This is a genomic window from Stutzerimonas marianensis, from assembly GCF_022810315.1.
Taxonomy (GTDB): domain Bacteria; phylum Pseudomonadota; class Gammaproteobacteria; order Pseudomonadales; family Pseudomonadaceae; genus Stutzerimonas; species Stutzerimonas marianensis.
In genome coordinates this window covers 400,335-412,717 of sequence record NZ_JALGRD010000003.1, presented here as the reverse complement: position 1 = coordinate 412,717, position 12,383 = coordinate 400,335, and the positions used below count along the sequence as shown (strand labels likewise).

Sequence of the window (12,383 nt, the reverse complement as noted above, 5' to 3'; positions counted from 1 at the left end):
CCTACCAGTTCAATGTTGAATCGAAGCGGTTTTTGTTAAGTGAAAGAGGTCGAGTAATTCCTTAGTGCATCATCTCGCCATAGCTGACAGAAATAGCCTGACCAGTAATAGGTGTGGCTAGAGCACTTCCAAGGAACAGGTAAGTCCCTGCCAGATCGCCGGGGGTCAGGAGTTGCGGTTTCACCTGCCGCGACAGAATGATTTCCAACTCCTCGTGCTCGGTTCGACCACTTTTCTGGGCCATGGCCGCCAGAGAGCGCATGGCCGATTCTGTTGCCGTCCAGCCAGGGCATACGGCATTAACACGAATGTTGCGAGGTGCCAGCTCCCATGCCAACGAACGCGTTAGGCCAATCACCGCATGTTTGCTAGCTACATAGGACGAGAAATCAGGTACACCCATCAGACCCCACACTGAGGCCTGGTTGATGATGCTGCCTCCATCAACAACACTGGGGTGAAGCGCACGAATAAGCCGCTGCATTGATGTTACGTTGTTGTTCAGCAACGCCTGCCAGCGCTCATCAGCCTCTGCGCCGGTGTCGGACAGTGGGGTCGGATATTCCACCCCAGCATTGTTGATAAGAACGTCAATGGGTGCCTGCTGACGGTCTTGAGCAAACGCGTAAACGGCTGCGTGACTTCTGAGATCTAACGCAACGGCCTTAACATTAGCGAGCCCGGCCAGTGAGCTTGAAAACTCATCCAAAGCGTCGCCGTTCAAATCAAGCAGCTCCAGATCCGCACCTTGCTGTGCAAATGCCTGAGCAAGGCCTCGTCCGATGCCGCTGGCAGCTCCAGTAATGAGAACGCGCTTATTGCGGTAGTCGATCATCGTCGCGCACCTAGGTTTCGTATGAGCGAAAATCTGAGTTCCAGGTCGAGAAAAACTCTCGGCCTGAAACTCAGGACGTACTGTTACTTAGGGAGTAGCTCTTGCAGGATGGCCATATCCAGAGTGTCGGCAATATCTGGCACTGCTTTGATCTGCTTGCTGTTCAGCAGGAGGCGGCCAATGATGGCTCCACTACCGTAAAACGAAGTAGTCGAGTCATTTTTCTCGAAGCTTTTTGGCATCTCCTCAAGGGGCATGTTGTAGGTGTCTTGCAGCTGCAACTTCGCCTCTTCAGGGGTGATTCCCAGTGTGTCGGCGATAATTTTTGCGGACTCCTCCGGATGGGTCTTCATGTAGTCGAGGCCGGCGAGATAGCCTTGCATTACACCTTTAACTACGCCTGGCTTCTTCGCAATGTAGGAAGCTTTGAAGGTAAGCACATCAGTTATAAGCCCAGGTGCCTGCTTGGACGAGTAAACGACATGGAACTTGTCGCCAGACATAGACACGATGCGATCAACATTGGGCTGATAAGTCACACCGATCTCCATACTTCCTGATGCCATAGCACCGGCAACGTTGTCGCCGTCCACGTTTACCGGTTTGATATCACTTTCGCTCAAGCCGTTTTGCTCAAGAGCGTATTGCAGCAGGTAGTCTGCCGCTGCGAGACGGCTATATCCGACTGTTTTTCCCTTGAAGTCAGCGACGGAATTGATGTTGGTACTGGCGACGATTGCATCTCCGCCGTTGGAGAAGTCAATTGGCATAACCACTTTGTAATCGAAGCCTTGGGCAACACCTCCCAAAACCTGATCGTAGGTAAACATTGCACCGTCCAAGCCGCCGCTCGCCACGCCCGGAGGAACCAGCGCAGGATCGCTGAAGAATTGCAGATCAACCTTTAGACCATACTGCTTGTAGAGATCCAGCTTGCTCGCAACCAAAAAACGGAGAGTACCCAATCCAGTTCACCGTCCCAAGCTTGATGTTCTCTACTGCATGAGCCGAGAACGTGACTGAAACTGTCAGCAATGCGAAGCAGCCTTGGGTTAGAGCCTTTTTGACTGACCTCGTAAAATGCGAACTAAACATAGTTTTCCCCTTTCCATTAGCACTCAAGTGCATGCATTTAACAAACCAAACTCAAAGCATATAAACCACCTGGCAAGCCTGGCGTACGCTTAGAGTTCGCGTCCTGTTTAAGTGTTCTTGATGAATCAGGGGCAGTTAATGGCACTCAACAAGCACCGAATTGATCTCCGACTTAATTAAATAAAACGTCGGTATATTAAATTGTTATGGGAATGTATCAGCGCCCCGACCAGGCACTTAACAATCTAGGACTAAAATTCCTTCGCCACGAGAGCAGCAGATCGTCATCTGGTCGTTCCTATCACGCTCAGCATCGGTCAAGTAGCTATCTCTGTGATCAATTTCCCCAGAGCGCACAGGCATCAAACATGCGCCACAAATTCCCTGCTCGCAGGAGGTTGCCACATCTATACTATTTTCTTGCAGAACATCCGAAATGCTTTTGTCGCCAGGAACATCGAATATATCTCCAGAGCTAGCGATCTGTATCTGAAATGTCGCATTTCGCGTGCTGTCTTGAACTGGCTGAAATGACTCAGTATGAATTCTGTCTTTAGGAACTCTTAAATCTTCCGCAGCTTCAATGAATGCCCGAATATATGTGATCGGCCCACACGCATAAAAATGCGCCCCCTCACATTGCGAGGAAAGAACTGCCCGGAAATCGACGCGCTCATGATCTTGTCCATCACTAAAGTAAAATCTCACGCTGCCTGCGAATTTCCACTCCAGAAGGTCGACGTAGAAAGCCGCAGACTCCTTGCTGCGAGAGCTGTAATGGAGTTCAAACTCTTTCCCAGCTCGCGCAAGCTCATGTGCCATGGGAATCAATGGTGTTATGCCAATGCCGCCAGCTAACAGAACGGTTTTGCGATGATTGCCTAGCGGAAAGCTGTTTCTCGGGGGGCTAACTTTTATTCGCTGCCCGGCCTTCAGCGTATGCAGCAACTCCGACCCGCCACGAGAACTCTTATCTTTCAGGACTGCTATGTGATAATTATCCGAGTCTGATCCATCGGTATTGCATAGCGAATACTGCCTGATCAGTCGATCAGTCACCTCAACATCAATGTGAGCGCCAGGAGCAAAGCTCGGTAGCGCATGTCCGGAGGCGCTCACAAGAACGTAGCGGACAACTGAATCAGCCTCGATGATTTTTTGCGCAACTCTGACGCTAATTCTGGGCATAGAAATCCCTCTTCGATAAATCGAAGTTGAGGTGTGGCGGAAGTTAACTGATGGCTGGCGACTTCAACGTCAGGGGTAAGCCCTCACACCAAGGAAGTGTTGAGTGCAAAACCAACCAGGTTGAGTTATCAATGCAGCCAAAGGACATTTCAAAGTCCGCGAATCGCTCCAGATCGGCCCGGCAGGCCTTTGCTTCAGTAATGCGCCGCTGAATTGCCAGCAGAGTGGTGCTAGCTGTTGGTCTCTCCCTCATGAACATGAAGTAGCTACCGCGAACCAGCAGCAGGGTATCCGTACGAGGGGATGCAGAGCCCTTAACGGTGAATTCTGTGCCGCCGACGCTTAGAGGCATCCGCTCCCAGTATTCGTATAGCGTCGACAGGACTCCACTTTCATGCACACCGTTGGCGTCGAAACGCATTTGCCCAACATCAGGCGTGGTTCGAAGGGAGGAGTCGTACTGGCGATCCCAGTGGCATAAATCCCCGCTGAGGCGAGTAATGCCAGCAAACCCTTGTTGCTTGCTGCACAGCCATTCCAACTGCTCCTGACTGCACTCCTCCAAGCAGCCTACATTGGCAAAATCTGGCCGCTCATTCTTGATACTTAAGTCGGCATGCCAGTCCTTGGTCTGCATCCAGTAGCGAGTCGTCGTCTCGTCTTTGTTGCCCTGCCCATCTATCCACACAACATTACGTCGCATACAAAGAGAAGCACTTCGACAATGCCCTCATCCGGGAAATGGTTCTGCTGATTAAGCGACAGGCCGAACTGGAGCCCGCCTGAGCCATTCACCCGCTTGCCAGCGGCAGCTATTGGCCGGATAGCGACGGTTCAGCGGTACCGCGATGGCTACGTGCCGAAAGTCTACCTTGCTGGCCCGTTCTTCACGCTCGAAGAACCCTGGGTAGTCGGGCAGGCTCGCCGGGACCTGAAAGCCATGGGCCTCGATGTCTTCTCTCCCTACCACGATGTCGGCCTGGGCACCGCAGAAGACGTTGTGAAAAAAGACTTCGAAGGATTGCGCAACTGCGATGTGCATTTTGCAATCGGCGATGGCCTCGACTCGGGCACGATTTCGAGATTGGTTACGCCCGAGCTTTGAACAAGCCCGTCGTTTTCTATGCCGAGAATGAGTCCGAGCAGGGTCAGAAAATGATTGAGGGCTCCGACTGCACCATTACTGATGACTACGTCAGTGCGGTTTATCAGATGGTCTGGGGAGCAGTGGAGCTATGAAGACAGGGTTGCTGTTGTCCGGAGGCATGGACTTCCTTGGCGCTTGCCTGCTTGAGCCACGCGAGCTGAGTTCGGCGTGTAGCTTACGGTACTCCCAGCTTAAGCTTCGCTTAGTGTCTCGAACAAAAGCGGCATTTTGCTTCGGCTAATATCGCTCAGGTTGTTCGCTGCCTAAGTTTGCTCGCATGGATGGCTCCAAGAGACGCGGGGCTGATAGCTTCCCATCGCGCTCTGTACGCATCGCTAGGAATGCTGCTTCTGAAATTCCATCGCGTATATGGATGTTTCCTTCACGCTGCTGGGCAACGGTGCACTCGGCAATGAGGGCGCGGTGGTGAGGTGGGTAGTCGTGGCACATCATCATCCGTACATGCGCGGGCAAACTCAGCAGACGCTGGATGGAACGATACAGTATCTTGGCGCTGCCCCCTGGGAAGTCGCAACGCGCTGTGCCGACGTCCGGTGGAAAAAGCGTGTCGCCAACGAACACAACCTCATCATTCACCAGGTAGGCAATGTCAGCGGGCGTGTGGCCCGGCACGGCGAGCGCCTGTGTCCGCAGCGGACCGATGTAGAACACCTCGTCGGTGGCGAACAGGTGGTCGTACGGCCTCTGCTGGAACGGGCCGTACCGATCGGCGAGCGTGCAGCGTACCTCCATGACGCGGCCGCTGATGCCGATACGCCCGCCAAGTTCGGCGCGCAGGTAGCTGGCGGCCGACAGGTGATCGGCATGCACATGGGTTTCCAGCAACCATTGAAGCTGCAGCCCACTGGTCTGGATATAGGCTTTCACCTGATCAGCCATTTGCGTATCGGTCAGGCGAGTGACGGGGTCGCAACCCAACACTGCATCGACCACGGCGCATTGCGCCTGGCCTGACGCATGAACTACATGGGTGAAGGTCGAAGTGACCGGATCGAAGAACGAGCGAATAACCAGACTCATGAGGGTTCCTAAGCGAGCAGGTGGATGAGGCTGCGCGCGCCCAGCGCCAGGGCCACGCCAGCGGCAAGCGCGGCGAAACCGAGCTGGAGGGTGCGCGCCCTGAACTGCGCCGCCACCAGACGCCCGGCTGCCATGCCGAGCGCGCACGCGCCGATGAATAGCCAGCCTGCCGGGGGCACGATGATCCCGGCATGCAACGCCTGTCCGACGCTGACCAGCGAAACCAGCGCGATGACCGCAAGCGAGGTGGCTACCACCCCTTGCATGCCGAGTTCGCAGTAGCGCCGCATGAACGGAACGATGACGAATCCTCCGCCGACCCCGAGTAGCCCAGTGAGCAATCCGGCCGAGGCGCCGATCGCGGCAAAATGCATGAAGCAACGGGGCGTCCAGCGGAAGCGCCCCTTGTCCGGGGCCAGCCGGCACGGCTTGAACAGGGCAGCGTCAGCGATGCCGGATGCGATCGGCTTCATGCCCTGCGACCACTGCCGCACGGCGATATTGATTAGTACGAGGCAGAACAGCAGCATCACCGCGTCGGTCGGCAGCCTTTGGGCGAGGCGGGTACCGAGCGATGCGGTGAGCACACCGATCGCCGCCATGAACAGGGCCGCCCGGTAGCGCACCAAGCCGTGGCGCAAACCATCGAGACTTCCCAGCAGCGCGGCACTGCCGATCGCGAGCAGGCCAAGCGGTACGGCCTGATGCACGTCCAGCCCCAGCACCATCGTCAGGGCCGGAACCGCCAGTACACCGCCGCCAGCCCCGGTCAGCCCCATGCTCAGGCCAACCAGCATGCCGGCGAAGCCGCCAAGCAATAGTGGATCCATACGGGTTCTCCGCTGGGCCAGGATGAACGCCGGATCGGCGCTGCAGCCGATGGCCGCGGCGCGCTGAACCTGCATACGGAAGCTCGAGGGGGTCGGAAGGCCGCGCGGTTAGTAGCTCTTGTAGGGCAAGAACTTGCCCGACAGCACCACGTTCACGCGATCGCCTTTCGGGTCCGGCTGGCGCTGGATATCCATGGAGAAATCGATGGCGCTCATGATGCCGTCGCCGAATTCCTCGTGGATCAGCTCCTTGATGGTGCTGCCATAGACATTGACGATCTCGTACCAGCGGTAGATCAGCGGGTCGGTCGGCACGGCGGTAGGCAGCGAGCCCTTGTACGGCACGATCTGCAGCCAGGCCACGGCCTCGTCGGTGAGGCCGAACAGCTTGCCAAGCGTTTCGGCCTGGGGCTTGTCGAAGGCCATCTGCCCAAGCAGGCCGGCCGTGGTCCACTCCTTGCTCTTGCCTATGGCCTCGGCGGCTTGGCTCCATTTGATGCCCTGCGTCACCTTGGCGGAGATGATCATTTGGGTAACTTGTGCGCGGTCGGTAATCATCGATCGGTTCCTTCTGTAGGTGAATTCAAACAGCGTGAATGCGGCGCAGCGGTTGCTGCGTTCGCGGGTCTGGTGGAGGTGGGTCGGTATCGTCGAGGCCTGGGCGGACGATCAGCGGCTGGTCACCGCCCAAGCCCTCGCCACCTTGCTGAATGGTCTTGGAGCGACGCACCAGGAAGTCCACGAGGTGGTTGCGGATTCGGTAGAACTGCGGGTCGTGATGAATGGTTTCGCGGGTTCGCTCGCGAGGTAGCGTGTTGATCACGATTTCGGCGATCCGGGCCTTGGGCCCATTGCTCATGAGCATTACCTTGTCGGCAAGGAGGATGGCCTCGTCGACATCGTGGGTGATCATGAACACGGTCTGCCGGGTCGCCGCGCAGATCTTCACGAGTTCGTCCTGGATCACCCCGCGGGTCAGCGCATCGAGTGCGCCGAATGGCTCGTCCATCAGCAGCATCTTCGGCTCGACGGCAAAGGCTCGGGCGATGCCGACGCGCTGTTTCATCCCGCCGGACAGCTCCGCCGGCTTCTTTTGCGCAGCGCCGGTCAGGCCGACCATCTCGATGAAGCGTGCACCATGCTCGGCAATCTGCTGGCGCGACCAGGACGGGTGCCGGGACTTCACGGCGAAGGCGATGTTCTGCTCGACCGTCAGCCAGGGCATCAGCGCATGCCCCTGAAACACCACACCGCGGTCGAGGCTGGGCCCGGCGATCTCCTTGCCGGCCATGACGACGCCGCCGCTGCTCGGCTCTTCCAGGCCGGCAAGTACGTTGAGAATGGTGCTCTTGCCGCAACCGGAGTGGCCGATCACGCAGACGAACTCGCCTTGTTCCAGGCTGAAGTTGATGTTCTCGAATACGGGAGGCTGGCTTGGCTGGTAACGCTTGCTCAGGCCTTCGACCTTGAGGAAGGTTTTAGTCGACATAGGTCACCTTCTTTTGCAGTTGTGCGAAAAGGAGATCGAGCAGCATGCCGATGACACCGATCATCAGTACCGCGAAGATCACATTGGCCAGGGAGAGGTTGTTCCATTCGTTCCAGACGAAGTAGCCGATGCCGGTGCCGCCAATGAGCATCTCGGCCGCGACGATGACCAGCCAGGCGATACCCATGGAGATGCGCATGCCGGTGATGATGGTCGGAGCCGCGGCCGGCAGGATCACGCAGAAGGCTTTGCGCAGCGGCGATACCTCCAGCGTGCGGGCGACGTTCAGCCAGTCCTTGCGCACCCCGGCTACGCCGAACGCGGTGTTGATCAGCATCGGCCAGATCGAGCAGATGAAGATCACGAACACCGCCGAAACCGATGAATCGCGGATGGTGTAGAGCGCGATCGGCATCCAGGCCAGCGGCGAGATGGGCTTGAGCACCTGAATGAAGGGGTTGAGTGCCTGATACAGGAGCGGCGACATGCCGATCACGAAGCCGAGCGGAATCGCCACGGCCAGTGCGATCAGATAGCCGAGCGCGACGCGGCCCAGCGAATGCGCAAGCTGGATACCGATGCCCTTGTCGTTCGGGCCACGGTCATAGAAGGGTTCGCTCAGCTGCTGGCCAGCCAGTTCGAAGAACTGCGCCGGCGTGGGGAAGCCGTCCTTCTTCGGCGCTTCGGCCGCTTGCCCCATGAGCGCGGCGTATTCGGCGTCAGCCGCGCTTGCCTCGGTCTGCTGGGCGGGCGTATGGGTGGCCGCGTGCCAGACCAGCAACAGCACGGCCAACAACAATACTGAGACCAGCGCCGCCTTCAGGCGAAGATGATTGTTCATGGTCGGGTCCTCATGCGTGGCGGATGTCGAAGCCGGCCAGGTAGTCGTCCGGGTCCGTCGGATCGTATGGCCTGCCCATCACCTCGAACGGCTTGTAGCCACTGGCCGGCTGAGCCTCGGCTTCGGCCATGCCCAGCGCAGCCATCTGTCGGCGGGCGTCGGTGAGCAAAAACACCTGCTCGGCCAGCGCGCTGTAATTAACATCCGTCTTCACGTAACCCCAGCGCTTCATCTGGGTCAGCATCCAGGTGGCCATGGAGTACCAGGGCATGGGATCGAAGCCGGAGCGTTGCGGCTCGTTCTGTACCTGGCCCAGGCCATCGGCATAACGCCCGGAAAGCGCCTGGAGGATCACCGTCTCCGGCTGGTTGAGGTAATTCGGCGTCGAGATCGCCTTGGCGATGGTCGGCAGCTGGGCCTTGTCCTGAGCCATGGCGGCGGCGTTGAGAATGGCGCGGTAGAGCGCGGCGAACGTGTTGGGGTTTTCCTTGATGAAGGCTTCGGATACACCGAAGGAGCAGCAGGGATGGCCATCCCAGAGATCCTTCGACAGCACGTGAATGAAGCCGACCTGGTCATACACGGCGCGCTGGTTGAACGGCTCGGGGCCGAAGAAGCCGTCGATGTTGCCGGCCCGCAGGTTGGCGATCATCTCGGCCGGCGGCGTCACCCGCAGCTGCACGTCGCGGTCCGGGTCCAGCCCGTGCTCGGCGAGGTAATAGCGCAGCAGGAAGTTGTGCATCGAATATTCGAAGGGAATGGCGAACTTGAAGCCTTTCCAGTTCTTCGGGTCGCGGTTTTCCTTGTGCTTGAGCGCCAGCACGATGGCCTGGCCGTTGATGTTCTGGATGGTGGCGACCCGCATCGGTTGCGGATTCGAGCCCAGGCCCATGCTGATCGCCAACGGCATGGGAGCGAGCATGTGTGATGCGTCCAGCTCGCCGTTGAGCATGTTGTCGCGCACCAGTGCCCAGCCGGCAGTCTTCTGCAGGCTTACCGACAGGCCCTGCTCCCGATACAGGCCGAGCGGGTCAGCCATGATCAGCGGCGTGGCGCAGTTGATCGGGATGAAGCCGATCTTCAGGTTGGTCTTTTCCAGCGGCCCGCGCTCATCGGCCATCGCCTGCAGTGACGTCAGCGGCAGCACACTGGAGATCGCGGCCATTGCCGTGCCGACACCTACCGCCTGAAGAAAGCGCCGGCGCGTCACGTCGTTGGGAAAGAGCGCGCGCACCGCCGCGGCCTCGACGAAGTCCTGAGACAGGAGATCCCGGTCGAGCGATCGCGCCAGTCGCGCCTGTTCCGCAGCGCGGTCATGCGCTTCGGGGCTTTCGTGCTTGCCGCAGGCACAACCGGTCAGCGTGGTGTGCTCCGAATAGGGGCGGAAGAAGTTATCGTCGCTCATGTCTGTACCCTCCAGTTTGGTCTGCAGTCACGCGGCGTCGGCGCGGCCAACCCGCAGCGTTGACGTACTCGTGCCATTGGTTCGTTGTTCCATGAGCAGAAAGCCCTCGGTTTCCTGCACCACATGCCACTGCCCGTCTGCACGAGGCATGCCGTGCAGGGCGATGGGCAAGGAGGCGGTCTTCAGCCTGATGACGGGGTCGCTGTGGCAGTAGGGCGCGCCCGGCACGCCGGCGATATGGGCGGCGATCGCTCGCGCCTGACGGGCGATGGGTTCGATGAAGCGGCAGGGCATACCGCCAAGGCTGATGCAGTCACCCAGCGCATAGATGTCGGGGTCACTGGTCTGCAGCGTGGCGGGGTCAACGCTGATGCCGCGTGCGAAGTCCAGGCCTGCCAGGCGCGCCAGGCGGGGTTCGGTGGCCAGGCCGGTAGCGGCGATCACCTGATCCACGTCGCGGCGCTGACCACAGCGAGTCAGCAGGCGCTTGCGGCCGTCTCCAAGCGAGGTCAGCGAGGCGATTTCGACGTTGCCAAGCAGCTCGATGCCCAACTGGCGTTGCGCGGCGTGCAGACGGCGGGCCGCCGGCTCGGGCAACAGGGTCGCCAGCGGCAGTGATTGACGATCCACCAGCGTGACCCGGTGACCCGCTCGCGCCAGATCCTCGGCGATCTCGCAGCCGATCATCCCGGCACCGATAACCGCCACGTCCTGGGCGCTGCGCTCGGCCAGCCGCGCCTGCAGACCGGCCCAGCCGTGCAGGTGGTTGACGCGCCAGCAGAGCTCGGCCGGCAGCGCGGCCGGCAGGGCGGGGCGGGCGCCCTGAGCGAGAACCAGCCGGGTGTAGCTCAGGTTGCCGCGTGTGGTGCGCAGTTGACGGAGCCGCGGGGAAAGGCCTACGGCGAAGGTTTCCGGCAGCAGGCGCACGCCAAGCCGAACAGCGGCCTCGGCGGCGCGCTCACGTACCAGCTTGTCGGCTGACTGACCGCGGCTGAGCGCAACGGACAGTTCGGGCTTGTGATAAAGGTCGCCCTTGCAACCGCTGACCAGCGTGATGGGGGTGCTCTGATCGATGGCGCGGATGGCTTCGATGACCGACCAGCCGGCCAGACCGCCGCCGACCACGACGATGCCTGTCTCGCGGGGGCCGACCGGCATCGCCACGGCAACCGGCGCCTCGCGCATCACGTAGGGTTCGAAGTCCAGCTTGGTCACGCCGCAAAGCGGGCATTCCCAGTCATCCGGGATATCCTCGAAGCGGGTGCCGGGCGCCAGCCCGCTGTCCGGATCGCCGGTCTCTTCGTCGTAGATCAGGCCACAGGCGCGGCAGATGAACTGCCGCCAGGCTTGGGTGATTGCGCTCATGCTGGTTGGGCCTCCTGCATCAGGCGGTTCATCTGGTAGCGCAGGTGCTTGATCGCCGGGGTGACGATCGCCACGAAGTGCGCCTCGCGGATGCGCCGTTGTGGCCCGGCACTCATCAGGTAACCGCGCGCGCCCTGGTGCAGCAGGGCCGACTGGGTCGCACGCAGCGCCAGCTCGGCGCCTTGCACGCGCGCATCGAGCACGTCGAGCATGAAGTCCTTGTCGGTTTCGTAAGGGGTACGCACCAGCTCGGCGACCCGTGAATTGAGCTCTGCAAATTCGGCTTGGAGCACGTCGGGACGGTCATGAAGAAACTGGTTGACGTGCCCCAGTACCGGCTCGACCTCGTTCATTGCATCCAGGCTGGCCTGCACCAGGCCGGTCGCCATGCCGACCTGCAGGAGAATGAAGGCGGCGCGTACACGGTTGACGAAGGGCCCGGCGGGGTCGGCGATGAGCTGGTCCTCACCGATGAAGTAGTCGGTCAGGCGGATACCCCAGGTGCTGGTGCCTTCCATCCCGGAAAACTCAGGGCAATGCCTGAGCTCGACCCGCTCATCCAGATCGAGCAGGAACATGATCTCGTGGGACCGACTGCCATCGGCGCGGTCGACACCTGCGATCGCGCCGCAGTACTGCCCTGGGGCGATGTGGCTGACCCAGGGCAGCGAACCGCTCACCCGGTAGCCGCCTGGCACCCGCTGTGCGCGCAACAGCATCGGCTCGATGCCGGCCATGGCCTTCATCGGGTTGGACAGGGCGGTACCGCCGAAGCGACGGCCTTCGACGTGATCGCTCAAGCGAGCCAGCAGAGCGGGGTTCTCCGATTGCTCCATGTACAGGCCGCAGACGTTATGGCACCAGGCGAGAAAACCGGTGGAGCCACAGCTGCGGGCGATCTCGCTGGTAGCTGCCAGCGCAAGCCCAAAGTCGGCCCCGCGCCGGTCCAGATGCGCGCCGAACGCGCCCACCTTGGCGAGGCGCGCCATGATGTCCAGCGGGTAGTAACCCTCCCGGTCGATACGGCTGGCGGCCTCGGCGAGAGGCCCGCCGGCTATCTCGGATACTCGCTGGAGCATGGGTTTGTCGTTCGTGCTGGTTGTTAGCCCAGCAACGGGCGCGGCGACACTGTTCATGGCGACCTCCT

Annotated in this window: 13 protein-coding genes; 1 reads left to right on the top strand and 12 read right to left on the bottom strand. The window is 60.0% G+C overall.

Going from position 1 to position 12,383, the window contains the following annotated elements; translation table 11 throughout:
* Positions 1-61: 61 nt before the first annotated feature.
* The 4 genes from MST27_RS07540 to MST27_RS07525 form a co-directional block, all read right to left on the bottom strand.
* Complete coding sequence (locus MST27_RS07540) at positions 62-835, bottom strand: SDR family NAD(P)-dependent oxidoreductase (RefSeq protein WP_243605373.1); 774 nt, start codon at positions 833-835, stop codon at positions 62-64.
* Positions 836-918: 83 nt separating this feature from the next.
* Entirely contained in the window at positions 919-1,800 is an 882-nt protein-coding gene (locus MST27_RS07535) for an ABC transporter substrate-binding protein (RefSeq protein WP_243605372.1), read from the bottom strand.
* A 367-nt stretch (positions 1,801-2,167) separates the two neighbouring features.
* A complete protein-coding gene (locus MST27_RS07530) occupies positions 2,168-3,118 on the bottom strand; it encodes a PDR/VanB family oxidoreductase (protein WP_243605371.1) in 951 nt (316 codons plus the stop codon).
* Between the two features lie 43 nt (positions 3,119-3,161).
* Positions 3,162-3,755: a hypothetical protein gene (locus tag MST27_RS07525; RefSeq protein WP_243605370.1), complete on the bottom strand. Its 594-nt coding sequence runs from the start codon at positions 3,753-3,755 to the stop codon at positions 3,162-3,164.
* 219 nt (positions 3,756-3,974) lie between these two features.
* On the opposite strand from MST27_RS07525, the gene MST27_RS07520 reads away from it, so the two are divergent.
* Complete coding sequence (locus tag MST27_RS07520; RefSeq protein WP_224965662.1) at positions 3,975-4,223, top strand: nucleoside 2-deoxyribosyltransferase; 249 nt, start codon at positions 3,975-3,977, stop codon at positions 4,221-4,223.
* 279 nt (positions 4,224-4,502) lie between these two features.
* Here MST27_RS07520 and MST27_RS07515 read toward each other — a convergent pair whose 3' ends face one another.
* From MST27_RS07515 to MST27_RS07480, 8 genes are all read right to left on the bottom strand, one after another.
* Positions 4,503-5,306, bottom strand: a complete 804-nt coding sequence (locus MST27_RS07515; protein ID WP_243605369.1) for an MBL fold metallo-hydrolase — start codon at positions 5,304-5,306, stop codon at positions 4,503-4,505.
* An 8-nt stretch (positions 5,307-5,314) separates the two neighbouring features.
* Entirely contained in the window at positions 5,315-6,136 is an 822-nt protein-coding gene (locus tag MST27_RS07510; RefSeq protein ID WP_243605368.1) for a sulfite exporter TauE/SafE family protein, read from the bottom strand.
* Positions 6,137-6,244: 108 nt separating this feature from the next.
* Positions 6,245-6,694: a cyanase gene (cynS, locus tag MST27_RS07505; RefSeq protein WP_023100457.1), complete on the bottom strand. Its 450-nt coding sequence runs from the start codon at positions 6,692-6,694 to the stop codon at positions 6,245-6,247.
* Between the two features lie 25 nt (positions 6,695-6,719).
* Positions 6,720-7,625, bottom strand: coding sequence for an ABC transporter ATP-binding protein (locus tag MST27_RS07500; RefSeq protein ID WP_023100456.1), 906 nt, complete (start codon positions 7,623-7,625; stop codon positions 6,720-6,722).
* A complete protein-coding gene (gene ntrB, locus MST27_RS07495) occupies positions 7,615-8,466 on the bottom strand; it encodes a nitrate ABC transporter permease (RefSeq protein ID WP_023100455.1) in 852 nt (283 codons plus the stop codon). Before ntrB ends, MST27_RS07500 begins: the two co-directional genes overlap by 11 nt.
* A 10-nt stretch (positions 8,467-8,476) precedes the next feature.
* On the bottom strand, positions 8,477-9,871 hold the full coding sequence (locus MST27_RS07490; RefSeq protein ID WP_023100454.1) for an ABC transporter substrate-binding protein: 1,395 nt from the start codon (positions 9,869-9,871) through the stop codon (positions 8,477-8,479).
* Between the two features lie 27 nt (positions 9,872-9,898).
* Positions 9,899-11,236 (bottom strand): FAD-dependent oxidoreductase, encoded by a 1,338-nt coding sequence (locus MST27_RS07485; RefSeq protein ID WP_023100453.1) that lies wholly within the window; start codon positions 11,234-11,236, stop codon positions 9,899-9,901.
* Positions 11,233-12,372 carry an acyl-CoA dehydrogenase family protein gene (locus MST27_RS07480; RefSeq protein ID WP_023100452.1) on the bottom strand — a complete coding sequence of 380 codons (1,140 nt, stop codon included), beginning with the start codon at positions 12,370-12,372 and terminating at the stop codon, positions 11,233-11,235. The genes MST27_RS07485 and MST27_RS07480 overlap by 4 nt, the downstream gene beginning before the upstream one ends.
* Positions 12,373-12,383: the final 11 nt, after the last annotated feature.

Coding starts and splice junctions, on each gene's coding strand:
- MST27_RS07500 (WP_023100456.1), bottom strand. CDS start 7,625: ATGTCGACTAAAACCTTCCTCAAGGTCGAAGGCCTGAGCAAGCGTTAC.
- MST27_RS07510 (WP_243605368.1), bottom strand. CDS start 6,136: ATGGATCCACTATTGCTTGGCGGCTTCGCCGGCATGCTGGTTGGCCTG.
- cynS (WP_023100457.1), bottom strand. CDS start 6,694: ATGATTACCGACCGCGCACAAGTTACCCAAATGATCATCTCCGCCAAG.
- MST27_RS07490 (WP_023100454.1), bottom strand. CDS start 9,871: ATGAGCGACGATAACTTCTTCCGCCCCTATTCGGAGCACACCACGCTG.
- MST27_RS07485 (WP_023100453.1), bottom strand. CDS start 11,236: ATGAGCGCAATCACCCAAGCCTGGCGGCAGTTCATCTGCCGCGCCTGT.
- ntrB (WP_023100455.1), bottom strand. CDS start 8,466: ATGAACAATCATCTTCGCCTGAAGGCGGCGCTGGTCTCAGTATTGTTG.
- MST27_RS07515 (WP_243605369.1), bottom strand. CDS start 5,306: ATGAGTCTGGTTATTCGCTCGTTCTTCGATCCGGTCACTTCGACCTTC.
- MST27_RS07480 (WP_023100452.1), bottom strand. CDS start 12,372: ATGAACAGTGTCGCCGCGCCCGTTGCTGGGCTAACAACCAGCACGAAC.
- MST27_RS07530 (WP_243605371.1), bottom strand. CDS start 3,118: ATGCCCAGAATTAGCGTCAGAGTTGCGCAAAAAATCATCGAGGCTGAT.
- MST27_RS07540 (WP_243605373.1), bottom strand. CDS start 835: ATGATCGACTACCGCAATAAGCGCGTTCTCATTACTGGAGCTGCCAGC.
- MST27_RS07525 (WP_243605370.1), bottom strand. CDS start 3,755: ATGCAGACCAAGGACTGGCATGCCGACTTAAGTATCAAGAATGAGCGG.